We start from the raw sequence: 22713 nt of genomic DNA on the forward strand, positions 1-22713 counted from the left end.
GCGCGTAAGGTACGAAGACTTGCGGCTTGGTGCGGCCCGCCTACAGCGATTTGCGCAGGCCGATCTGCAGGCCACCTAGCCAGTATCGCTCGCTGAGTGGCGCTTCCCGCGGCGTAAAGGAGCCGGGGTAGGACTTGAAGAACGGTTCCAGCAGCAGTTGGGTGCCGCGATCTTTCCCGACCAGGTAAGTTGTGGTAAGGGAAGCGGTCCAGCCTATGCCTATATTCCTTCGGTATTCGTCGCCAAAGGACTGGGGCTCGGCAAAATCCGGATGCAGGTACGCCCCATCCACGGCGGTAAAGAGGTTGATTACCGGCCCGGCGTTCACGTTCAGCCGCAGGCGGCGCCCGGATACCGCGTAACTGGCCAACAACGGCACTTCCAGCATTCGCAGGTGGTTGTTGCTGCGCATCAGTTCCTTGGCCCCGTTGTTCATCCGCTCGTATTCCAGTTGGTTGCGGATGTCGACGTAGGTAAGCCCCGTTAACAGGTGCCACCGCGGCCGGAGCTGGTACCGCAGGCGGGCGCTGAGCTGATAGCTGAGTTGGGGGAACTCACTGACCTCCCGGGCACTGCGGAGTTCGCGGGCACCCTCCGCCGTATGGACGAATCGCTGGTGGGCGTAGGCGGCACCTAGCAGAAATTCCAGCCGTAGCCGGTGGCCACCGGTAGCGCGGAATGCATGACCGGGCCCCGGCAGCGGTAGGGTGGCGAAGACTGCGGTGTCGCTCAGCGGCTCAACCCGGTCCGTCCGTAGCGTAGGAACGGTGGCGGAAACGGTAATCGGTATCCTGGCGGGCGTCGCGACCGGGGCGGTCCCTTCGCTGGCGGGCGTGGGGGGGGCGGCGTACCGAGCAGACAGAAGGTTTTCCGTGCCTTGCTGTTCCGGTAGCATCCCGGTCATCAACTCCGGTTCGGCGGGGGGCACGCTGGCCGGTCCCGTACTCGGGGCGGTGGTCGCGGACGGGGAGATCGTAAAGGGAGTCCGGGTCGCCAGTGGATCGGTTGGGCCGAACGAATCTTGCTCCTGCGGCAGCGCCCAAAACACGCCCGCGGCGGTACCCAGTAGAAGGAGGGCCAGTACGGCGTACGGCAGCAGGGGAGCGCGCCGGCGGGCGGCCCGGACGCGTTGCCACATACCGGCCGGCACGGGGGGCTGGCGGTTGGCTAAACGATTGGCGAAAAGGCGGTCGATTTCCTCCCCTTCGGGCAGGGCGGTGCGGCGGGCGGCGATTTTATCCCAGAGTTCCTGGGGTACTTCCGGTTTGCGGTCGCCTAAGCCACCCCGGAACAGTTCGTCGAGGTCGTTCATATAGCGATGCGTTTGCGGATTTCGATCTGCTGCTGCAGCACCTTTCGGGCCTTCAGCAGCTGGCTGCGGGAGCTGGCTTCCTGGATGCCCAGGGTCTCGCCAATCTCCTTGTGGCTGTATCCCTCGATGGCGTAGAGGTTGAATACGATGCGGTAACCGTCGGGGAGCTGCTGGATCAGTTGCAGCAATTCCTGCTCGCCCAGGTCTGCGTAGGCGGTGGGTGGGCCGGCCCCCTCGGGAATGTTATCCAGGCCCGTCTGCTCCAGGCTGAAGCGCTTGCGCTGGTAGGTCTTCAGCGCTACGTTCACGCAAAGGCGGCGGGCCCAGCCGGCGAAGGAGCCTTTAAATCCATACTTGTGCAGTTTGGCAAAGAGGCGTACGAAGGTGTCCTGCAGCACGTCCTCGGCTTCGGCCTGGTTGCGGCAGTAGCGCTGGCAGACGCCTAGCAGCAGGGGAGCGTACCGATCGAAGAGGGCGCGCTGGCACCGCTCGTCTCCCCGCAGGGATCCTTCGATCATCTCTTTTTCCTTCATGCTCAGCATTGGCTGGAGGGCAATTTAAAGGTACGATACCCACCGTGAAGGAAACGTGGCTTGCCGGCAGGACATTATGGCGCCGGCGCGCAGGTAGAAACCTTGTCCTAGAATCTCGGGTCCGCCAGAAACTCCCAATCCGTCAGCGTTTCCAGGAAGGCGATCAGCGCCGTTCGTTCCTGCTCCGTCAGCCGGATCGGCTCTTCCAGGCGAGGATCCAGGGTAGGGGAGTGGCGGATACCTTCGGCGTAATGCTCCAGAACGGCATCCAGGCTGGCAAGGCGACCGTCGTGCATGTAGGGCGGTGTCCGGGCGATGTTGCGGAGACTGGGTACCCGGAATTTTCCCCGGTCGGCGGGATTGTGGGTTATGGTTTCCCGGCCGAAATCCGCGACGTTTCTTTCGTCGAGTCCGTTGTTGCGGTAGCTGTTGTCGGTTTGCAGGGGTCCGGCGTGGCAACCCGCGCACCGATCCACGAAAATTGCTTCTCCCTGCGCTTCCGTCGCCGAAAATGCCGCTCCGTTGCGCCCCGTGATCACGTCATCGTACTTACTGCGGTCGGACATGAGCATGGCTTGGTACTGACTCAGTGCCTGCAGCATCAGTCCGGAGGTAACGGTGTCGGTCCCGAAGGCCCGGCGAAAGGCTTCCGGATAGGTGGCGTCCGCCCGGAGACGGTCCACGATGACGGCGAGGCTATTGTCCAGTTCGACTTCGGATTCGATGGCTGGTACGCCGGCAAAGTCAAGGTGGACCACTCCCCCGTCCCACATGTACTCGCTGCGGAAGGCGAGGTTGAACAGGCCCGGTGCATTACGCACCCCTACGCGGTCCTCCACCCCCACGCTCAGGCGGTGCTGGGGATCGGCAAAGGCGGTAACCTGCTGGTGACAGCTCGAACAGCTGACGGAGCCGTCGCGGGAGAGGCGCGAATCCTCGAAGAGCCGTTTGCCCAGCTTGAAGCCGTCCTCGGTAACGGGGTTGCGGTCGAAATCGTAGGCGACCGGTGGGAAATGCTCCGGCGAGACAAAGGTATACGGGTCGATGGCCGGACCCGCCTGCTCCCGTTCACAGGCGAACAGGAGCAGGCAGAAGTACGGTAGTAAATAGCGGTACATCGACAGCTTACTGGTGTATGTGGTCGTAGCGGAAGCCGGCCGTGGCATTCCGGATCAGCGGAGTGGCGTCCACCGGGCTGTGCATGTTGACGTTGCTCTGTCCGAAATCGATGGTGCCGCCGGGGCCGTCGAAGATTGAGTTGACGTCGAATTCCAGATGAATGGTCGGGCTCTGATTGTCGTTTACGGTCGCCCGGTCGAGGAAGTCGATCGTCACGCGCTGGTTGTTATTTCGCAGTACGGTACCCTCGATGTCTTTCCAGCCACCGAGGTGAAAGACCATTCCGTTGGGCGTTCCCGGCACCAGGGAGTTGCCGTGCGCACCACCGGGGCTGTCCGGGCTCTGTCCCTCGAACTTAAAGGCGACGTAGCCCGCGTTCCAGCTCCAGAACATGCCGCTGTCGACCGGGTCGAGGTCACCGCCGGCCGCCCCCTCCAGTACGTGGGTGCTGTCGACACCGAGGGTGAAGCTCATGCTGTTGTAGGTACCGCTCGGCACATCGGCCAGGTCGAAGACCATGCTTTCCGGCCGTGTAGCGTCCACGAGGTGAAAGCCACGGGCGCTGGTGGCGGTGACGTCGATCGGTTCTTCGTAGCGTTCCCCGTTCGGTCCCTCCAGTACGATCTCGCTGACGTAGTACTTCAGATAGGTGACGCGGTAGGGCTGGTCGAGGGCGTTGGCGTAGGGGAACTCCGTATCGGTCGTATCGCCGAGGCCAAAGCTCCGTTGGTTGGTCTGCGGTCCGAAGACGTTTTCGAATTCGATCTCCACCGTGCCGGTATCGCCGGTGGCGGGGGTGATGACGTCGTCGTCGCAGGCCGTAAGGAGTAGCAGGCTAAGAAAAATAAAGAGGTAGGGGAAGGAAGAATTCATGGTATGGTAGGTTGATGGGATTAGAAATTGAAGAGAACCGAGGCGGTAGCGCGCAGGCCGGCCTCCGCCAGACCGTCCGAGTAGTGCGATCCCAGCGGCTGTGCCACGTGCAGGGCGAGGGTGAGGTCGTCGTAGCGGACGTTGACCCCTCCGCTAGCCAGCCAGCTTGCTCCGCCGGTAGCGTGCACCGGCTGCTCGCCCACCGTAGTGTTGGCGGCGGTATGCTCGCGGCTGATGCCGACGTAGGGGATGATCTTCCAGTGGGGATCGTGGACGAATTGCCCGAAGACGCGGCCGCCGGCCTCCGTTTCGGCCCCGAAGCGGTAGTAGGGCGAGCTTTTGCCGTAGCGTTGGTGGCGGGCGTTGACGGCCAGCCCCCATTTGCCGTTGGATAGCACCAGGGCCGTTTGAGCACCCACGCCCAGCGCTCCCTTGCCCGGGGTAAAGTTGTCGGGCAGATAGTGGCTGTCGAGCAGGTCGTCTTCGTACCGCCCGGTGGGCAGGGAGGCGGTCAGGCCGGCTTCCCAGTATACCGACCAAAGGCCGACGCCGAGGGGCTGCCCGTCCGTAAGGACATAGGATAGTCCCAGCCGTACGTCTCCCAATCCACTCAGCGACTGATCGCCCGCCGGACCGCGGCGCAGGTTGTGTCGGTAGGGTAGGAAGACGTCGGCGCGTACGCGGAAGAGGGGCTCGTAGCGCAGAAAGAGCTCGGTGGTGTGGAAGACGTCCTCCGTCCCCGTGTACTCCCCGCTGGTCAGGCGGCTGCGGAAGGGAACGTACCCGTGGGTGAGCCCCACGTAATTGTTGCGGTACACGGAGAGGAGGCCGAAGCCACCGCCGCCGATGCCACAGCCGCAGGCGTCGCAGGCGTAGGCAGCCGCGGGCAGGACACCGGCGATCACCAGTGCCGCGAGATAGCGGTAAAGCATAAAAATCAGACTTGAAATTAAAAGGAACCGCGCACCGGAACGATCCGTCGCGGAAGGACGGGCACGGAATTGCCGGAACTCATACGGCACGCTCGTAGCACTCCGCCAGCATTAGCAAAGGCTATCCGACCAGTGCGGCCGGGCGGGCATACGGGCGTACGGCTAGCCTACGCGAGTGGTGGCTGCAGACTAGCCCGACGGTGATCGCCGCCTTGGAGGACGGGTTCCGTGCGGGGTCGAACGAGCCGCGACGGCGCCGGTGGCATGGGGCGCGCCGGTAGCACGGTCAGGCGGACGGGAAGATAAACGGACTGGGCCGGCGAGGAAGCCCCGGGGGCGAGTTCGTCCTTGCCGGTATCGTCGGTCAGGCCCGCGTAGAGGTCCGGCATCTGGCAGGAGCCGTAGCACATGGGGATATCTTCCAGGGCCCGGTTGACGCAGAACAGCTCGGCGAAGCTTTCGCGGGCGTGTTGCTGCCACTGGATCATGACGGCCTCGCTTCCCGCCTGGAGCAGGAGAAGGGCGACAAATGATATGGACAGCAACTGCTTCATCGGTACCGCAAAGGTAAAAAGTTTTGCGCGGAGTCTACTGCAGTTCCGCCCCTTTTCGTACGCTGAAAGCCGTCAAATCCCGAACAATGTCAGGGTGCCGATCCGCCAAGTTCTTCGCTTCGCCCGGGTCTTCCCGCAGATTGAAAAGCGCTAGACCGATGGAATCCTGCCGGTACTTCACGGGCATGCCTCCGGTGGCCGGTGACTGGTCCCCCAGGGTCGAGTAGCGGTGGGGTAAATGCAGTTTGAACCGGCCGTCCGCGCTCACCACCGCCTGCAGGTCGTCTAGCCAGTAGATGGCGTAGGGTTCGGGGGAGGGACCGGCGGAGATGCCGAGGAAATCGTCCAGTCGTTCGTGCCCGTCCAGCGTCCGGTCGGGTAGGGGAGCGTCGACGAGTTTAGCCAGACTGGGGAGGACGTCGATCGTCATCAGGTTCGCGACGCTTACTTTGCCCGCCGGCGTATGGCCGGGCCAGTGGGTGATCAGCGGAACCCGCACGCCGCCTTCGAAGCTGGTAGCCTTGCCCTCGCGGAAGGGGGTACGCCCGGCGTGGTCGCCGTAGCTGAGCCAGGGACCGTTGTCGCTGCTGAAGATGATGAGGGTATTTTCCGCCATTCCCTTGGCCGTGAGCTTATCCCGGATCTCCCCGACTCCGGCATCGATCTCGGATATCACGTCGGCGTACAGCCCCTGGCCGGTGGGGTCGAGGTAATCGGGATCTTCGGCCAGGGGCACGTGGGGCAGGGAATGGGCGAGGTAGAGAAAGAGCGGACCCCCGGCCGGATCGTGCTCGTCGATGACCTTCACCGCGGTTTGATTGTACAGGCGGTTGAGTTGGGTGAAGTCGGACAGGCTATCGAGCAGCATCGTATCCCGTAGGAGCGGCACGCGGGCGGGGAAATACGTTTGGGCCCACTCCTGGGGGTGACCGCCCCACATGTCGTGGCTGTAGGGGATGCCCAAATAGCTGTCGAAACCCTGGTTAGTGGGTAGGTAAGGGGGGAAGTGCCCGAGGTGCCACTTGCCGACCATCGCCGTGCGATAGCCTTCGGCCTTCAGTACTTCCGCTACGGTGACCTCCTCCGGCGCCAGTCCGGCCTTGGCGGTATGGTCCAGGGCGCCGCGTAGCCCCACCCGGTTCGGGTAGCAGCCCGTCATCAGGGCCGCGCGGCTGGCGGTACATACGGCCTGGGCTACCCGGAAATCGGTGAAGCGGACTCCCTCCTCCGCGAGGGCGTCGAGGTGGGGCGTCGTGACGTGGTCGCCGCCGTAGGCGCCGATATCCGCGTAGCCCATATCGTCGGTGAAGATGAGGACGATGTTCGGCAGCTCCACCGCCGGGGAGACCGAAGCGGCCGGCCGACCGCAGGCCAGCAGGAGGGGAAGTAGGTAGCCGATTGCGCGCATGCCTTGAAGGTACAATGCGTCGTGAATTGGGACTTCCGCCTGCGTTCCACTTTTTCCTGCGCTCCGGCGCCCATATATTGCCGCGTAAAGTTTCCACCTAATGCGCTTCCCCCTATTGTTTGCTTTTCTTACGCTATTGTACACTGCCTGCTCCTCGGACGCGGGCGAGGGACCTCCCGCCTATGCGGACCAAACCACCCCCGCCATTCAGTTGAACCAGGTAGGATTCTATCCCGATCAGCCCATTCGCTTCACTTGCGCCGATACCCAGGCGGTCAGCCCGGGAGCGGTGGCGACTTCCGTTTTTTACGTTACCGATGCGAAGGGGGATTCGACCGTTTACGAGGGAACCCTGAGCGACTCGGTCAACTGGCAGGACCTGGCCGGCGTCACCGCCCGGACCGGTACGGTAGATCCCCTGCCGGTGGGTGAATACCGCATTTACGTCCCCGAGGTCGGGTATTCGTACCCGTTCCGGGTTCAGGACAGTGTGCTGCGGGACGTTTTCGTGGGTTCGATGCGTGGCCTGTACTACCAGCGGGCCGGGGCGGAGTTGCCGGAAGTACACGCCGGTAAATGGGCACGGGCGGCCGGGCATCTGGATACCACGGTGTATTACCACCCTTCTTCGGGGCGGTCGGAAGGCACGCTGAGCAGCCCCGGCGGCTGGTACGATGCCGGCGATTACAACAAATACATCGTTAACGGCGCCTTTCCCGTCGGTCAATACCTGGCGCTGTACGAAGACGTGGGGGACCCGGCCGCGGACGGCGCGCTGAATATTCCCGAAAGCGGCAACGGCAAGAGCGACTACCTCGACGAACTGAAGTACGAGTTGGACTGGATGCTCACCATGCAGGACGAGGACGGCGGGCTCTACCATAAACTGACTACCCTGGCATTCGACGGGATGGTGATGCCGGAAGCGGGGTCGGGCCGGCGCTACGTAGTGGGTAAGAGCATTACGGCTACCCTGAACTTCGCCGCGGCTACCGCCCAGGCGTCGCGGGTGTACCGGGATTACGACGCCGACTACGCCGACCGCCTGCTCGCGGCTTCCCGCCGGGCCTGGTCGTGGGCGGGGAACAACCCGGATGCTTTTTTCCGCAATCCCGCTGACGTAAGCACCGGCCAGTACGGGGACAATAATTCCGACGACGAGCAGGCCTGGGCCGCCGCCGAGCTTTTCGCCACCACCGGCGAGCAGGAATTCTACAACGATTTGCAGGAGCATCCGCCCCGGGTGCGCTTCGGCGCCGGGGTGGGGTGGACGAGCTACATGGCCAATATGGCTGCTTTCACCCTGCTCCGCTTCCCCGACCGCGTGCCCCGGGAGATGTACGACCATCTGGAAGGCCTGGTGGTCACCCTCGCCGACAGCCTAGTGCAACGGACCGAGTCGAATGCCTACTTCCAGCCCATTACGGAATTCGGGTGGGGCAGCAATTCGGACGTGATGAACGCCGCGATGGTAATGGCCGCCGCCCACCTACGCCGCCCCCGCCGGGAATACATCGACGCGATCGGTCATTCGATGAACTACATCCTGGGGCACAACCCCAATGCCGTTTGTTACCTGACGGGCTTCGGTGAACGCCACCCTATGTTCATCCACCACCGCCCGAGTGCGAGCGACGGCATCGACGAACCGGTCCCCGGACTGCTCTCCGGGGGGCCGAATGCCGCCCAACAGGATCGGCCGGAAACCACCTATAAGCCGAACGCCGCCCCCATGCAAAGCTGGGCGGATCAGACGCCGAGCTACGCCAGCAACGAAATTTGCCTGAACTGGAACGCCCCCTTCAGCTACGTCAGCGGATTTATGGAATATGTTGCGGCGCAAACCGGCAACTAATTCGTTCAAGTATTTCGAAATATCGCCAAGAATATAAAAGGGTCAAATCCACCATCGAGCGCTACATCCGCTAATTAACGGCCGACCCGACATTGGAAACCCACCTCGTAACCGGATTATCCGCCAAGTAGGTCGGCGGACGAGTTGCGAAAACGGATAGGGCGCGCATTGCTCCTCCGGGTCCAGCCGAAGTAGCGAACGATTCCCTATCGGATCGGGGAGGAGTAGCGATTACCACCGACTACGGAAGGGTTTTTGGAGTACGTATGTATTCGGAGAAGAAGCTACCGGCTTCCACCCCGTGTTTTATCGCGCTTTCTCCTCTGCCTCCTGCAAGACCGTTGTCACCTGCACCGTTTCGTGCAGGGTCCGGTGTACGGGGCAACGGTCGGCTATTTCCAACAATCGCTGCCGCTGTTCGTCCGTGAGATCCCCCTTGAGGATAATAACGCGCTTGAAGTGGTCGATTTTCGGCTTCTTCTCGCCGGCGTCCTGCATATCCTGGACGTAGTCCTTTTGGTGGTCCAGGTGTACTTCCACTGCTTCGATCACCCACTTTTTGCGGCGGGCGTACATCTGGATGGTCATGGCCGTGCAGGCCCCCAGGCCGGCGCTGATGAGCTCGTAGGGGCCGGGACCGTAATCGTTACCGCCGATTTTTACCGGTTCGTCGGCGGTGAGGTAGTGCTGGCGGACCATGATCTCGGTGGTGTATCCTTCCTGCCCCAGGCGGACGGCCACGCCATGATTGCTTCGGATCGGATCCTTCTCCGGAACGGGCAGGTAGCGATCCGACCAGCCGGCGATCACGCGACCCGCGTAGTGACTATCGGCGCCGTCGGAGAGCAGGTGATCGGCGCCGTCGAGGCTAACGAAGCTTTTCGGATGTCGCGCCGCGGTGTAGAGCTTGGCTGCTTCATCGATGGATACCGTTCGGTCCTGGGGGCTGTGCAGAATCAGTAGCCCGGCATCGAGGTTTTGGATATTATCGTCCAACCGGTGATGTTCCAGGTCGTCGATGAATTGCTTGCCGATCTTGAACGGTCGCCCCCCGATGTCCACCGTGGCTTTGCCCTCCCTGGCGATGGTTTCAATCTTGTCGCGAAAGTGCTGGGACACGTGGTCCGGCGCAAAGGGAGCGGCGATTGTCACTACCGCCTTGACCGAGGGGATACGGTTCGCAGCGCAGAGTACGGCGGCGCCCCCGAGGCTGTGTCCGACCAGTAGGCCGGGAGCTTCGTAGTGTTCGGCTAAATAGTTGGCGGCATCTTCGAGATCGGAGATATTGGTGGTAAAGCTGGTATCTACAAAATCCCCTTCGCTTTCGCCGATACCGGTGAAATCAAACCGCAGGACTGCAATACCGTGCAGGTTTAGCTCGCGGGTAATGTTGTGCATGGCCGTCAGCGTGTGGCCGCAGGTGAAGCAGTGGGCGAAGAGGGCAAAGGCGTGAGGGTGACGATTAACGGGCAAGTCCAGGCGGGCGGCCAGTTGCACTCCCGCACTGTTGGGAAAGGTAAGTTTCAATTTGTTTGAAATTGTATTTTGTAAAACAATTTGTTGTAATTACGGGGAGAAGTGATTAGCTTTGTAATGCCTACACCGAAGCCGCTTTAGGGAGTCATCGTCTCAAAATCAAAGCATGTCAGCCCATAACACCAAAAACCCCAGCCGCACCGAAGACCAAGATCCCGGGGGCAAAAAAATACGGCAAAGTGACCGGACCACCGACGCCCAACCCAAAGAGCGGGAGCGAATACGGGATATGATCGTCGTCTTCGTCACCTATCCCCTCACTCCGACTAAGGAAACCAACCGATTGGCGGAAAAAAAGCCCTGGCTGGAGTTTCTGTCTTTGCTGCTGAAGGTGGCTTTGGCGCTTTACGCGCTTTACGAGGCTGCGTTTAGGTAGAGCGCAGCGAGCGCTATTCCGCTAAAAATCATCCAGGTACGCATGCACGAACTTGATCGCCATCGCACCTTCTCCTACGGCGGAGGCGACGCGGTTCATGGCACCGCTGCGTACGTCGCCGGCGGCGAAGATGCCGGGCTGGCAGGTTTCGAGCAGGTAGGGATTCCGTTCCAGGGGCCAGCCGTGGCTGCGTTCCTCGGTGGCGAGTAGGTCCCGGCCTGTGATGACGAAGCCGCGCTTGTCTGTCATGATCTGGCCGCGCTCGAGCCACTCCGTGCGGGGGCGGGCGCCGATGAAGATGAAGAGGGCGTCGGCTTCCACTTCGTAGGTAGATTGATCCTCCAGGTTTTCGAGCACCAGGCGTTGCACGTGATCGTCGTCGCCGCATACCTTAACCACCTCGCGGTAGCCCTGTACGGTGATGTTGTCGATGGTATCGATCTGGTCGATCAGGTAACTGGACATACTGGAAGTCAGGTCGGGTTTCCGAATCAGTATGGTGACCGACTGGGCGTATTTCGAGAGGTAGACCGCTCCCTGCCCCGCGCTGTTCCCACCACCTATCACGAAGACGTTCCGGTTCTCGCAGGACTTCGCTTCCGTAATGGCCGCCCCGTAATACACCCCGGCACCGTTGAATTTATCGGCTCCTTCCGCGTTCAGTTTTCGGTACTGGACCCCGGTGGTCAGAATGACGGCTTTCGTCTTTACCGTGCTGTCGTCGTCCAGGCTGAGAATTTTGTAGCCGTCGCGGATCTCGATCCCGGTCACTTCGCGGGGGCTGACCACCTCAACGCCAAAGCGAAGGGTCTGGGCCATGGCGCGGCGGGTCAGTTCGGAACCGGACAAGCCGCTGGGGAATCCGAGGTAATTTTCGATGCGGCTGCTACTACCCGCCTGGCCGCCCGGGGCCCGTTTTTCCACCACTAGGGTCTTGAGTCCTTCCGAGCCGCCGTACACCGCCGCGGCCATACCGGAGGGGCCGGAGCCGATGATGACCACGTCGTACAGCTCGTCGCTGACCGTTGCGCTCATGCCCAGCTTTTCGGCTAGTTCGTCGAGTGCGGGATCGCTTAGTACGTCGCCATCCTCCATAATGACCAGGGGCAATTCCCGCACCCTGCATTCGTGGAGTTGGATGAGTTCTTCCCCCTTGGGGCTACGGGCATCGATCCACTCGTAGGGCAGCAGGTTGGCGGCCAGCCAGTCCTTGATGTTGTGGGATTTGGGGGAGTACTGGTAGCCGACTACCCGGATCCCCTCGAATTCCGGACGGTAGGAGAGTTTCCAGTCTTCGAGCAGCTCGTCGAGGATCGGGTAAAGTTTTTCTTCCGGTGGATCCCAGGGCTTGAGCAGGTAGTAATCCAGCTGAACTGCGTTGATTGCCTTGATGGCGGCGTCCGTATCGCTGTAGGCGGTGATGAGTACCCGTTTGGCGCTGGGGTAGATTTTCTTGGCCTGCTCGAGGAAGTCCACCCCCAGCATTTCCGGCATCCGCTGGTCGCAGAGGTAGAGCGCCATGGTTTCCCCCTTCTTCTTCATGTCCTGCACCGCGTCCAGGGCTTCCACGGCGCTGGTGGTGGTTACGATGCGGTAGTCTTCCTTGTACTGATTGCGCAGGTCGCGCTTCAGTGATCGCAGGACCTGCTCGTCGTCGTCGACCGTCAGGATGATGGGTTTGCGGTCTCTAGCCATAGTGTATTAGTAGTGCTACTGAATGGGGAAGCAAACGCGGAAAACGGTACGGCCGGGCTCGCTGTCGACATTGACGTATCCATTGTGGTGGTCGATGACGCGGCGGACGATGTCGAGGCCCATGCCCGTACCCTCGCCGACGCCCTTGGTCGTAAAGAAGGGTTCGAAGATCCGGCTCTGGATGGCTTCGGGAATACCGGGCCCGTTGTCCTCGAACTCCACGCATACGCAATCGCGCTCCTGGAACGTCCGCAAGGTCAGTTCCCCCGAACCGTCGGCCGGAAGCGCGTCCAGCGCATTGGAAAGCAGATTGGTCCACACTTGGTTCAATTCACCGGCGAGGGCCTTCACCCGCGGTATGTCCTTACCTAGTTCCTTCTTGATGCGGACGTTCTTTTTCTTAAAGGCATGGTAGAGCATAATGAAGGTCGACTTCAAGCCCTCGTGCACGTTCACCATTTCCAGGCTGGGCTCCTGGTCCATATGGCTGTAGGATTTGATCGACTGCACCAGTTCGGCAATGCGACTGCTCGACGCCTGTATTTCGTTGACCAGGCTTTCCGTGGTGAGGTTGGTTTCGATCCACCAGAAGAGCGGTTGAATCGCTGCCTCCGGAATGACAGCGGCCAGCTGCTCGAAGTGCTCGGTGCGGAAGTTCCAGTCGACGAAGGTATCTACGATGCGGTCTGCCTCGTCCACCCCGTGATCCTCCAGCCAGTCCAGCAGCTCGTCCAGGCGCTCCTCCCGCTCCATTAGCCCGAGTTCCTCCTCGGTGTCATGCTCCGTGCTGGCGATGCGGTCGAAGAGCACCTCGTTCACCCGGTCGATGTCTTCCAAACTTACGCGCATCGTCACAACGGACTTGAAGCGGTCCGGCGTTTGTACCAGGTGTTTGTGGAGCTCCTGGCTGCTGCGAACGATCGCCGAAGCCGGGTTATTCAGTTCGTGTGCGAGGCCCGCGCTCATTTTCCCCAGCGCCATGAGCTTTTCGTCCATGAGCCGCATTTGCTGGAAGTCCCGGACGCGATTGGTCATGACCGCTACCAGGGCCTGCGTCAGGTCGTAACTGACGTTGACCATCTCCACGAAGCAGCCGCGGTGTAGTTCGAGCACTTTAGTGTCTTCCAGGCAGATGCCGTCCGCCCCGGTTTCGTGCATCCGGCTGAAGGGCAGCACGCCGGTAACGTAGGGAGCTTTCCACATTCCCAGCTCCTTCCGGCGGCCGTTGCTTTCCCGCTGAATGACGTAGCTACCCGTCAGCAATACCTGCATGTGGTCGGCGGGTTCCCCCGAGCGGAAGATATGCGTTCCCTTTGGGTAGCAAACGTAGCTGGACTGCTTCACCAGCCACGCCAACGCATCGTCGTCGACTTCGTGGAAGATATCGAAGGCACGGAGCCGCTCCTGGAGGTCCGGCGTTTTCGTCAGCGTTTGGGGGGAGGTGGCAGTCATCAGGGGTATAACCCGCGGAATGGCATTTTGGGTCAGTTTTCTTGCGGAGAACCCTGAGTAAATGCGTTTTGCGGCGGGGCGCGGGTGAAGGGTTTTTGAACGGGGTTGCTGTTTTTGTACAACCTGGGCCTGGTCGCCTACGAATGCTTCGTAGGATTTCGGGTTTGACCGCGCTGCGGTCTTTAGGGGCCCGCGGGTAAGAGGAACCGCAGCGCGGTTCAAGACCCGTAGCGTGGGGTCACGACCCCACGCTACGGGAATGGCCCGATTTCCCGACCGCAGCGCGGTCGAACCCCGGGGCGGTATCCCGTAAGACGGGTAAAAAAGACCGGGCAAAGCGCATATTTAACACAACTCTCACCACATGAGAGCGAGCAAGCGGTCCTTAGCCGAAAAAATGAACGCTTACGTTTCCAGTGGTTACCCGATTGTCTTCTCCACCAAGTACCGGCGGCCAACCCTCACGAAGCCGAACCGGGAGGAGCCGTTTAAGTGTATCTGCGGTATCCTAAGAAATAAGCGATGCGTGTCTTTTCCAGTCGGTGGGGTGGAAGATCACTTACCCATCGTATGCTCCCTCGACCGGTCGATAGCACCGGCTTCGCTGGTAAAGGACATAAAACTGGGTGCTACATCATACATCAAAGAAGCGAGACGCTTTCCCCACTTTTCCGGCTGGCAGCGTGGGTATGGGCGGCAGGGAGCCCACCACCGGAGGAAATCATCCCTGGAGGAAATGATCGATTTGCAGACGGAAAACGAAGTCGGGTTCGCAAGGGAATACGTCGCCTGAACCGGGGGCGATCGACCTAGCTAGGGTGGGCAAGGCATCTTTACCAGGGTATGTAATGCTTAATTCCACCACCGTAGCCCGAATTCGTCGACATTCTTCCTTGGGTCATCGGGAAAATTCGTGGTCGATGCAACGCTGCCCCCACCTTAGCGTCATTCAACCTAACTGCCTCAGTTGCAAACCATCATCCCACAATCCATTAGCCATGAAATCCCTACTATTCGCTCTCGCTCTCGCTACTACCGTCCCCGCCACGGCCACGACCGTAGAACCCCTGATCACTCGCAGCTTCGTCGAGGATAACCGGCTGGAGCTTGTCCTGGCCAATCTCGAACAGGAACGCACCGTCGTCCGCCTCACCAACCTCGATCAAGACATCGAATACTTCAGCGACCGCGTCAAACACCACAATGGTTACGGTGTCAGCCTGTCGCTGGACAAGTTGCCGGCGGGTCGCTACGTACTGTCCGTCGAGAAGGGCGACACCGTCCGCCGCCAGGTGATTCTCAAGACCGAAACCGGCACGAGGTGCAGCGCCTGGAAGTAATCTTGCCCCACGGCAATCCGAAGGGAGGTACGGGACGTTAAGCATCGTATGCGATTGCTTTTGCTCTGTTGCCTCCCTTTTTTTATGCTCGGTTGCGGCGAGGATATCCCGCCCGTCCCCAAGCCCCGCTCTTACCCCCGGGTAGACTTTCCCGAGCGGGCCTACCTGCCGCTGGCTGCCGATTATTGCCAGTTCACCTTCGAGCGCCCCGCCTCCTCCGAGGTCGTTCAGGAAACCAACTTCTTCGATGAGGCGCCGGCCGATCCGTGCTGGTTTGATCTAAAGCTGGCCCCTGCCCTGAACGGCAGCATCCACTTCAGCTACTACCCGGTCAGTTCCTACGCCCAATGGGAAGAGCTGCGGGACGAAGCCTTCGAGCTAGTCGGGGTACACAACCAGCGGGCCAGCAATATCGAAGAGATCGTCGTTCACCGCGAAGACGCCGACGTCCATGGCGTAGCCTTCGACATCGCGGGTCCGGCGGCTAGCCCCTTTCAGTTTTTCCTTACGGACACCACCGATCACTTTCTTCGGGGTGCCCTCTATTTCGATACCCGGGTAGATCCTGATTCCCTGGCGCCGGTCGTCGCGTACGTGAAGAAAGATATCTTCCGGATCGTAGAGAGCCTGGAGTGGACGGAGTAATGTAAATTGCCCCCAATGAGGGCAAAAACCGCCAACGAGCGCATCATTTTCGGTCTGAAAGTCAAGCAACTGCGCCTACAGCAGGGCTTCAGCTTCGACCAGTTGTCCAAGCAGACCGGCATTTCGCTCTCTTACCTGAACGAGATCGAGAAAGGGAAAAAATTTCCCAAACGGGATAAGGTACACCAACTCGCTACCGCCCTCGGTACCTCCGCGGATGAACTCACCAACGACGATCTCGGCCGGGAGCTAGCCCCCGTCAGCGAACTGCTGAAGTCCAACTTTCTGAACGAACTGCCACTGGAACTTTTTGGGATCGAGCTCAGTAAGGTAGCCGAAATCATTGCCGCCGCCCCCCTCCAGGTCGGCGCGTTTATCAGTACGCTGCTCGAAATTAGTCGCAGCTACGCGCTGCGGGAGGAAAACTTTTACTTCGCCGCCCTGCGATCTTACCTCGAGCTCAACGCTAATTATTTTCCGGAACTGGAACGTGCCGTGGACACCTTCGCGGAGCAGTTCAATCTGCCGGCCGTCCGTCCGCTTCCCCCGCGCATACTCGGCGAATTACTGGAGGACCGCTTCGGCTACGAGATTGTTCCCGACGGACTCAACGATCTGCCCGCCCTGGAAGGGCTGCGTTCGGTTTACGTACCGTCTTCGAAACGGCTACTCCTCAACGGGAAGCTGTCGCCCGTACAGCGCGGCTTCCAGTTCGGCAAGGAGATCGCCTTCAATCACCTCAAACTGAAGGACCGGGCCAATACCAGCAGCATCCTCCGTGGCCGCATCTTCGAGGAGGTGCTCAACCACAGTAAGGCAACCTACTTCAGCGTGGCCCTGCACCTGCCTCTGCTTCCCTTCGTGGAAGAGTTGCGGCTGTTTTTTCGAAGAGAAAGCTGGGATATGCAGGCCTTCCGCGATCTCATGCTGCGTTTCAATGCTACACCGGAGATGTTTTATCACCGGCTGACGAACGTTATCCCGGAATTCTTCGGGATGCGGGATATGTTTTTCCTCCGCTTCGTTCATGATCGGGGTACGGACGATTTCGTAATCGACAAGGAACTTCACCTCAGCCGGCGGCACCATCCCCACGAGAACGGACTACTCGAGCATTATTGCCGGCGCTGGATCAGTATCAACCTGCTCCACCGTCTCTCCGCCGAATCGGATAACGATATACGGATCGAAGCCCAACGAAGTAAATACTTCGGCACCGACGACGAGTACCTCTGTCTTACGTTAGCCCGCACCGATTACCCCCGGCCCGGAAAGAACGTCAGCGTCACGCTGGGTTTGCTGATCACCGATACCGTTCGTAAAGAAATTGCCTTTTTGGACGACCCGGCCATCCCCCACGTAATCGTAAACACGACCTGTGAGCGCTGCCCGATCGAGGATTGCCGGGTGCGGGCTGCCCCACCCAAAGTGGTGAAAGCCCGTGAGCAGTACCTGGCGATGAAGGAGGCGCTTCAGGGGCTTAGGTGACGGACCACGTGTTCGCTAGCCCCTGGCTACGTTGCGGCGGCTACCGCCTTACCGAAAAAAGGTTCTCGAAATGCAGGCCCACTGTCCCAACATTGTAGTTGTAAGCGTCCTCGGGACCCGACAATATCGTGTTGGCCTCGAAGGCAATATCGATATACACCTGCCGCCAAATCCTGACGTTAATACCTGCCCCGTATTGTACGTAAACCAAGCCCGGATCAATTCGTGGAAGGCGATCGCCGCAGGTACAAAAGTCTCCGGTTGCCACCCCCAACTGCGCGAACAGCCGGTGTGGGCTATCGGGAACAAAGTCGTGCTGTACGCTTCCGGTGAATAGGAGGGCCGTGGTCTGCACATGTGGCTCGGGCTCTACATTCGATCGGATAATGTTGGCTTGAATTAGCGTAGACCAGCGGCTGCTAATTTTATATCCCACGTTAGTGAGGTACGTGCGCTCCCGGTGATGAACGCCGCCGCCTACCTCATCCGTCAAGCCGAAATAAGCCACGCCGAAACTAAAGCTTCCACTGCTTGGATACGCAGCTGTTAGCCTGGTTCGCTGCGCGGCCAAGGTGCCGATTAGGCCTAAGACGAACAACAGGGACAGATAACCTCTCACAAGCCAACCTTTAGGTGCGACAAAGAGAAGATAGGGTATTTTGCCGGTCCGTGAAGGCTAGCCGCTCTGCATCAGCCGTTTCAAAGCTTTTTCCACGTCCAGTTTGTCCTGGTCCATCACCGCCACCGCCCAACCCTGTAACTGCGCACGCTGTGCCAGATACATTTGCTCGGTTTGGCCGGGAGTGGGAATGAGGATCGCCTTTTTGTTCAGGGCCCGCAGATCCATCAGCGTGGAATAGCCCGGTCGCGCGATTACGAAGCGGGCAGCCGTCAGCAGGGGAGATAGGGTAGCCGTATCCGTGAAGTTGGTGTAATCCAGCGAAGTATGCAGTGATTGCGCCGTAGCCGGTAAGCCCCGCACGATGTGGGTGGATTGAGCAAGCGATTCGAGCTGGGGTACGACGATCTCCTCCAGGCGGCTGCGCATCGGCTCCGGTCCGGAAAGCAGGGCCAGCAGATCGTATTCCGGTTGGCCCTCCCGGGGCATGATGTGGGGCAGGGGGCCGATAAACTGGACGTTCTCGTAGCCCGCCGGATCGGAAAGCTTGCCGCTCAGCCGATCGTGCCCCGGATGATCCGGCACCCAGAACTCGTCAAATCGGCCCAGCTGCCACCGGTAAACGGTCGTGGCAGGCGCGAAATGAGTGATCGGGTGCAGTTGGTGAGTCAGAAAGACGGAATGGACCTCCGCATGGTAGCAGCCGAAGCGGCTATCCGAAATGATCCGGTCGATACCCAGCTTCTTCACGAGTTCCGCCGTCGCCCGGTGTTCCGCCTTGATGGTTTTGCGCCAGAAGTAGGCCTGTCGGGCTACGTTCCATACCATGGACTTGGTATCGTAGCGTACGCGGTAAGGGGGCAGTTCGTGAATCTCGGTGTCGGGCAATTCCCGCCGCAGCATCTCCGCGGCCGGACCGCTACTCGCCCAACTGATGCGCAACCCTCCATGCTGCAGTTGCCGGGCGAGCGCCAAACTACGGGCGGCGTGTCCCAGCCCCCAGTCGAGGCAGCAGATCAGGGTATGTTCGGAACGGGCGTCGAGGTCGCGCAAGTAGTCACGTTTTTTATCAAACCTCCACCGGCCGCGCAAGTTTGCGGGGCCGAGGTGGCAGTAAAGCTCCCAGGCAGCATCCTATGGTTCCTTTTGTGTAGGGCATGGGGAATACGTCCTTTAACTCACTGCAGGAATGGCTGGTCGGCCATGAAATTACCGGACGAACACCGAGAGCTCCGCGGAGGGGACTCCGCCTTTTCCGCTCCGAAGGTAAGTCCGAAAAGGAAGTACGGCGGGCACCGGAGGGGTTGTCGAAGGGAACCCTGCCCAGCACCCGGATTCCGTTGTTCTTTTTCTACCGTTAGCCGGGCTCCAACTAAAAAAAGCGAAAGGACGAGTTGTATGGTGCCTCATGGCATTTGTATGTAGTAAAATAGCTGTCCGATCCACCGACCGGTGTCACCGGCATCGTTCCCGCGCCCCGGCGCCCTCATACTGCCCGCCGCCTCAGCCTCCGAACAGCAATAATTTAAAGGCAACCAGCACCGCGCAGGCCACCAATCCGGTACGCAGTGCGGCACCTTGCCGGACGTCGAACACCTTGCGTACGCGGACCCGCAGGAGCAGATAAAGCCCCGGGCCGTAAAGCAGGCTACCCACTGCAAAAAGGGTGATGGCGTGATGCAGGGGAGACGGATCCGTGCGCGCCGCGAACACGTCGGTGGTGCCCAGTAGCGCGTAGCGGATCAGGTCCGAAACCGGGGTAAGCCACTGAAAGAGCAGAAAGGCGAAGGAAAGCACCCACCCCACCCGGCGGCGCTGCCAGAGTCGGAGGGCCGCCAGCAAGCATACGACGGCCGCCCCGCACCCGATTAGCGTAATGTACAGCGTAAAGCCATCCACCGAGTCGGCGGGTCGGAGCAGGATCAGTCCGCTGAAGAATAAGCCGTACAGTTGCAGACAGGCCAGCAGCCCCATGAGAATGGTCAGCGCGCTCAGGATGGCCTCCGTACTGACCGGGCCTACATCCAGCCAGTCAGAAGCCATACGACGTACATCGGGGCCCTCAGCGGAAGGAGCTACCGACCCGACCCAGGGGCGGGGCACCCGTTTGTGCATCTCCATCCGCCCGGCCAGCGCGCGTCGGCGATTGAGGATTTCCTGTAGGGGGATGCCGCGCTTTTCCAGCTCCGCCCAGGCCGCTACCACGGTCTCGGGGTGGTGCAGTTGGGCTTCCTCGAGCAGTTCGATCAGCTGGTCGAGGGTGAGGGTTTGTAGGTGGTCGGCGGCGCCGGTCATACCCATTACAACTGTTTTCGCCCCCGGGGCCGTGCGTGCTAACTATAGTTAATCCGGACGCCGCCAGACGACCGTCCGTTCGAAATCCTGGGGGAACTCCCCGCAGTTGCCGTCCCCGCCGCCCGTGAATCCGCCATCGGGGAAACAGACGCGTTCACAGCGCTCGTTGTAGAGGGGGTTGGGGAAATCACAGCAATCGGCGGTAAAATAATAATACTCCCCATCGTCGAGGGCCCAGCGCTCTATCTGGATGTAGTGCAGTACTTCCTTCTCCGTCAGCACCTCGACGACGCAAGCGGGGAGGAGGTCATCGTCTTCCTTTTGGCATCCAAAAAGTGCGCATAACAAGAGCAGGGGGACGGCGCGCATGGGGTAGTGGTATTATTCCATGCGGTTAGACGGTAGGCGCTTCCGTAGCGTTGGCGCGAGAAATGCGGTGGAGGCGATCTAAAACTTATACCGCACGACTCCGCGCAGCAGGAAGGGGGCACCCGGCGTGAAGTGAATCTCCTCCACCGGCTGTGTTTCGGAGAACAGCCGCGACTCGGTGGCGAACTGGGTTTCGTTCCACTCCGCATCCAGGGCGTTCTCCACGACCAAACCGAGGGAAACGGGACCGATGGCGTAGTTGACATTGGCGTCGAGGATGAAGTAGCCCTCGGCGACGATGGAATTGTCTTCGTTGGCCGGCCGGTTCGCTACGTAGCGGTAGCGCACGCCGCCGGTCCACCGGCTGTTGAGGACGTTCAGGCCGCCGGAACTGGTGAGGTCGGGCGCCAGGGGAATGTAATCAGCTCCCTCGGGTTCACCGATGCTGCGGGCGAAGGCGTAGTTCAGGTCGGCGTCGGCGAAGAGCCAGTCGGTCAGCTGATAGCGGGCGCTCAGGTCCACCCCGAGGCGACGGGTTTCCCCGCTGGGCTCCACGATGCCGGCGTCGCCTACGTATACGAATTCCTGCTCCAGGTAGAGGTACCAGAGTGCGGCGTTCAGGAACAGACGGCCGGTGGGCCGGAAAATGCCTCCCAGATCGGCGCCGTAGGCCGCGGGCAGAATTTCGGCGGCCGACTGGTCGAGTACGACCCGGGTATCGTTGGCATGGAAGCCGACGCCCGTTTTCAGGAACAGCTGGGTGCGATCATTCAGGGTATACAGGAAGTTCAATTTGGGGCTGACGGCGGTTTTGCGCTGTTCCTGGCGGTCGTAGGTGGGTTGGAGTTTATCGACGTAATTGAAGACGAAGTGGTCGAGGCGAACGGCGGGGTTGATCAGCAGGTCCCCGAACTCGAAATCGGCACCGGCGTAGGCGAATAGATTGCTTTCGTCGATGTCGCCGTACTGGATCCGTTCCAGCAGCTCTTCGCGGTTGCGGGTACGGCTGAGCTCCACGTCGTCGTTGTTGTCGTAGCGGAGGCCAATGCCGCCTTTGAGGCTGGCTTCGCCGCCGCCGGTGGTGAAGGCGTGGTTGACTTCCGACTGGAAGCCAAAGATCTCCCGGTCTTCGGACTGGCGGATCTGATCGCCGTTCACCGGGTCTTCGAGGAAGAAGGTGAAATTGGAGAACAGCTCGAAGTCGTAGCGGGAGTAATAGGCGTTGGTTTTAATGAAGGTACTGCGGTTGACGACGCGCAGGAACTCGCCCGCCAGGTTGGTCCGGCCGGTGTAGCCCCCCTCCGTGTCGTCGATGGCTCCGAAGCGACCGATCAATCCGCTTTCCACCGCCCGTACCGGTATCTGCCCCGAAGCATCCCACTTGCTTTCGAAGTGGCTGGCCAGGAGCGAGAGCTTACTGCCGCCCGGAAGTTCGGCGGTGTAGCGACCCATGAGGTTTAGGCGGTTGAAGTGCTGGCTGGACTCGAAGGGACCGTCGGTGAGGATGTACTCCGTTGCCAGGTAAGCACTGCTGCGCTCGTTGTTGAGCAGGTCGAAAAGGCCCACGGCCCGCAGGGTGTTGAAGGAGCCGACCTCGGCCGTCAGTAGCGAGCGGTCGAGTTTGTCCTTCAGGGAGAAGTCGACGTAGCCGGCGGTGGCGAAGTTGCCCTGGTCGGCGTAGTAGGGCCCCTTGCCGTAATCGATCTTCTCGATGGTTTCCGGGATGAGGAAGTGGAGATCGGCGTAGCCCTGCCCGTGGGCGTGGCTGACCATATTGACCGGCATACCCTCCACGGAGATGGCCACGTCGGTGCCGTGGTCGATGTCGAAGCCCCGCAGGAAGATCTGCTCCGCTTTCCCGCCACCGGCGTGCTGGCCGATGATCATGCCCGGTACGCGGCGCAGGATATCCTGGGCGGAATTCACCGGCCGCAGCCGGGAATCGATGTCGGTGGCGACGTTAAGCGAGCGAAGGTCGGGACGCACGGTGATGGCGTCCAGGTCGAAGAAACTTTCTTCCAGCTCCACCTCCATGAATTCGTCGGCAGCGGGTACTTCGATTTTTTGCGCCCGGTAACCAAGGTAGGTGACCTGCAGGCTATCCCCCGGGGCGACCCCGTCCAGCATGAAGTTGCCTAGCTCATTCGTATGGGTGTGATGCTCGGAATTGAGGTGAATGATGTAGGCCCCGATGATCGGGGAACGATCGGCGCTCAGCACGCGACCCTCTACCGTCTGTGCGGTCAGTCCGGTAGCGAAGCAGGCGGTCAGGAAAAACAGGTAGATGCGTTCAGTCATGATGTGGGTAAGTT

General features: G+C 60.6%; 20 protein-coding genes. 6 read left to right on the forward strand and 14 right to left on the reverse strand.

Annotated features, from left to right (window positions below; genetic code table 11):
* Window positions 1-40: 40 nt before the first annotated feature.
* The 7 genes from CLV84_RS10470 to CLV84_RS10500 all read right to left on the reverse strand — a co-directional run bounded on the left by CLV84_RS10470 (window position 41) and on the right by CLV84_RS10500 (window position 6731).
* Window positions 41-1312 carry a hypothetical protein gene (locus tag CLV84_RS10470; RefSeq protein ID WP_104419745.1) on the reverse strand — a complete coding sequence of 424 codons (1272 nt, stop codon included), beginning with the start codon at window positions 1310-1312 and terminating at the stop codon, window positions 41-43.
* Entirely contained in the window at window positions 1309-1854 is a 546-nt protein-coding gene (locus CLV84_RS10475) for an RNA polymerase sigma factor (RefSeq protein WP_245911473.1), read from the reverse strand. Before CLV84_RS10475 ends, CLV84_RS10470 begins: the two co-directional genes overlap by 4 nt.
* A 98-nt stretch (window positions 1855-1952) precedes the next feature.
* A complete protein-coding gene (locus CLV84_RS10480) occupies window positions 1953-2963 on the reverse strand; it encodes a cytochrome-c peroxidase (RefSeq protein ID WP_104419746.1) in 1011 nt (336 codons plus the stop codon).
* Window positions 2964-2970: 7 nt separating this feature from the next.
* Complete coding sequence (locus tag CLV84_RS10485) at window positions 2971-3837, reverse strand: MbnP family protein (protein WP_104419747.1); 867 nt, start codon at window positions 3835-3837, stop codon at window positions 2971-2973.
* A gap of 20 nt (window positions 3838-3857) precedes the next feature.
* On the reverse strand, window positions 3858-4769 hold the full coding sequence (locus tag CLV84_RS10490) for a hypothetical protein (RefSeq protein ID WP_104419748.1): 912 nt from the start codon (window positions 4767-4769) through the stop codon (window positions 3858-3860).
* 167 nt (window positions 4770-4936) lie between these two features.
* The gene (locus CLV84_RS10495; protein WP_104419749.1) at window positions 4937-5323 is read right to left on the reverse strand and encodes a hypothetical protein; all 387 of its coding nucleotides are present in this window, start codon (window positions 5321-5323) and stop codon (window positions 4937-4939) included.
* 34 nt (window positions 5324-5357) lie between these two features.
* Window positions 5358-6731, reverse strand: coding sequence for a sulfatase family protein (locus CLV84_RS10500; RefSeq protein ID WP_104419750.1), 1374 nt, complete (start codon window positions 6729-6731; stop codon window positions 5358-5360).
* A gap of 100 nt (window positions 6732-6831) precedes the next feature.
* Here CLV84_RS10500 and CLV84_RS10505 point away from each other — a divergent pair, with 100 nt between their 5' ends.
* On the forward strand, window positions 6832-8586 hold the full coding sequence (locus CLV84_RS10505; protein WP_104419751.1) for a glycoside hydrolase family 9 protein: 1755 nt from the start codon (window positions 6832-6834) through the stop codon (window positions 8584-8586).
* Between the two features lie 306 nt (window positions 8587-8892).
* Here the strand turns inward: CLV84_RS10505 and CLV84_RS10510 are convergent, their stop codons facing one another.
* Window positions 8893-10113, reverse strand: a complete 1221-nt coding sequence (locus CLV84_RS10510; protein ID WP_211295246.1) for a bifunctional alpha/beta hydrolase/OsmC family protein — start codon at window positions 10111-10113, stop codon at window positions 8893-8895.
* A 115-nt stretch (window positions 10114-10228) separates the two neighbouring features.
* Between CLV84_RS10510 and CLV84_RS10515 the strand changes: the two genes are divergently transcribed.
* Entirely contained in the window at window positions 10229-10498 is a 270-nt protein-coding gene (locus tag CLV84_RS10515; protein WP_104419753.1) for a hypothetical protein, read from the forward strand.
* Between the two features lie 21 nt (window positions 10499-10519).
* Here CLV84_RS10515 and CLV84_RS10520 read toward each other — a convergent pair whose 3' ends face one another.
* Both CLV84_RS10520 and CLV84_RS10525 read right to left on the reverse strand, forming a co-directional pair.
* The gene (locus CLV84_RS10520) at window positions 10520-12193 is read right to left on the reverse strand and encodes an FAD-dependent oxidoreductase (RefSeq protein ID WP_104419754.1); all 1674 of its coding nucleotides are present in this window, start codon (window positions 12191-12193) and stop codon (window positions 10520-10522) included.
* Between the two features lie 15 nt (window positions 12194-12208).
* Entirely contained in the window at window positions 12209-13645 is a 1437-nt protein-coding gene (locus CLV84_RS10525; protein WP_104419755.1) for an ATP-binding protein, read from the reverse strand.
* Window positions 13646-14042: 397 nt separating this feature from the next.
* On the opposite strand from CLV84_RS10525, the gene CLV84_RS10530 reads away from it, so the two are divergent.
* The 4 genes from CLV84_RS10530 (at window position 14043) to CLV84_RS10545 (ending at window position 17118) form a co-directional block, all read left to right on the forward strand.
* Entirely contained in the window at window positions 14043-14438 is a 396-nt protein-coding gene (locus CLV84_RS10530) for a transposase (protein WP_245911551.1), read from the forward strand.
* A 205-nt stretch (window positions 14439-14643) separates the two neighbouring features.
* On the forward strand, window positions 14644-14985 hold the full coding sequence (locus CLV84_RS10535; RefSeq protein WP_104419757.1) for a hypothetical protein: 342 nt from the start codon (window positions 14644-14646) through the stop codon (window positions 14983-14985).
* A 48-nt stretch (window positions 14986-15033) separates the two neighbouring features.
* Entirely contained in the window at window positions 15034-15630 is a 597-nt protein-coding gene (gldD, locus tag CLV84_RS10540) for a gliding motility lipoprotein GldD (protein ID WP_146088779.1), read from the forward strand.
* A 15-nt stretch (window positions 15631-15645) separates the two neighbouring features.
* Window positions 15646-17118: a helix-turn-helix domain-containing protein gene (locus CLV84_RS10545; RefSeq protein WP_104419759.1), complete on the forward strand. Its 1473-nt coding sequence runs from the start codon at window positions 15646-15648 to the stop codon at window positions 17116-17118.
* Window positions 17119-17794: 676 nt separating this feature from the next.
* Here the strand turns inward: CLV84_RS10545 and CLV84_RS10555 are convergent.
* From CLV84_RS10555 to CLV84_RS10570, 4 genes are all read right to left on the reverse strand, one after another.
* The gene (locus tag CLV84_RS10555) at window positions 17795-18790 is read right to left on the reverse strand and encodes a glycosyltransferase (protein ID WP_104419761.1); all 996 of its coding nucleotides are present in this window, start codon (window positions 18788-18790) and stop codon (window positions 17795-17797) included.
* A gap of 450 nt (window positions 18791-19240) precedes the next feature.
* Window positions 19241-20038 carry a hypothetical protein gene (locus CLV84_RS10560; RefSeq protein WP_104419762.1) on the reverse strand — a complete coding sequence of 266 codons (798 nt, stop codon included), beginning with the start codon at window positions 20036-20038 and terminating at the stop codon, window positions 19241-19243.
* Between the two features lie 42 nt (window positions 20039-20080).
* Window positions 20081-20401, reverse strand: coding sequence for a DUF6970 domain-containing protein (locus tag CLV84_RS10565; RefSeq protein ID WP_104419763.1), 321 nt, complete (start codon window positions 20399-20401; stop codon window positions 20081-20083).
* A 78-nt stretch (window positions 20402-20479) separates the two neighbouring features.
* Complete coding sequence (locus CLV84_RS10570) at window positions 20480-22699, reverse strand: TonB-dependent receptor (RefSeq protein ID WP_104419764.1); 2220 nt, start codon at window positions 22697-22699, stop codon at window positions 20480-20482.
* Between the last annotated feature and the right edge of the window lie 14 nt (window positions 22700-22713).

Origin of the sequence: Neolewinella xylanilytica (genome assembly GCF_002934605.1) — a bacterium.
Lineage (GTDB): Bacteria > Bacteroidota > Bacteroidia > Chitinophagales > Saprospiraceae > Neolewinella > Neolewinella xylanilytica.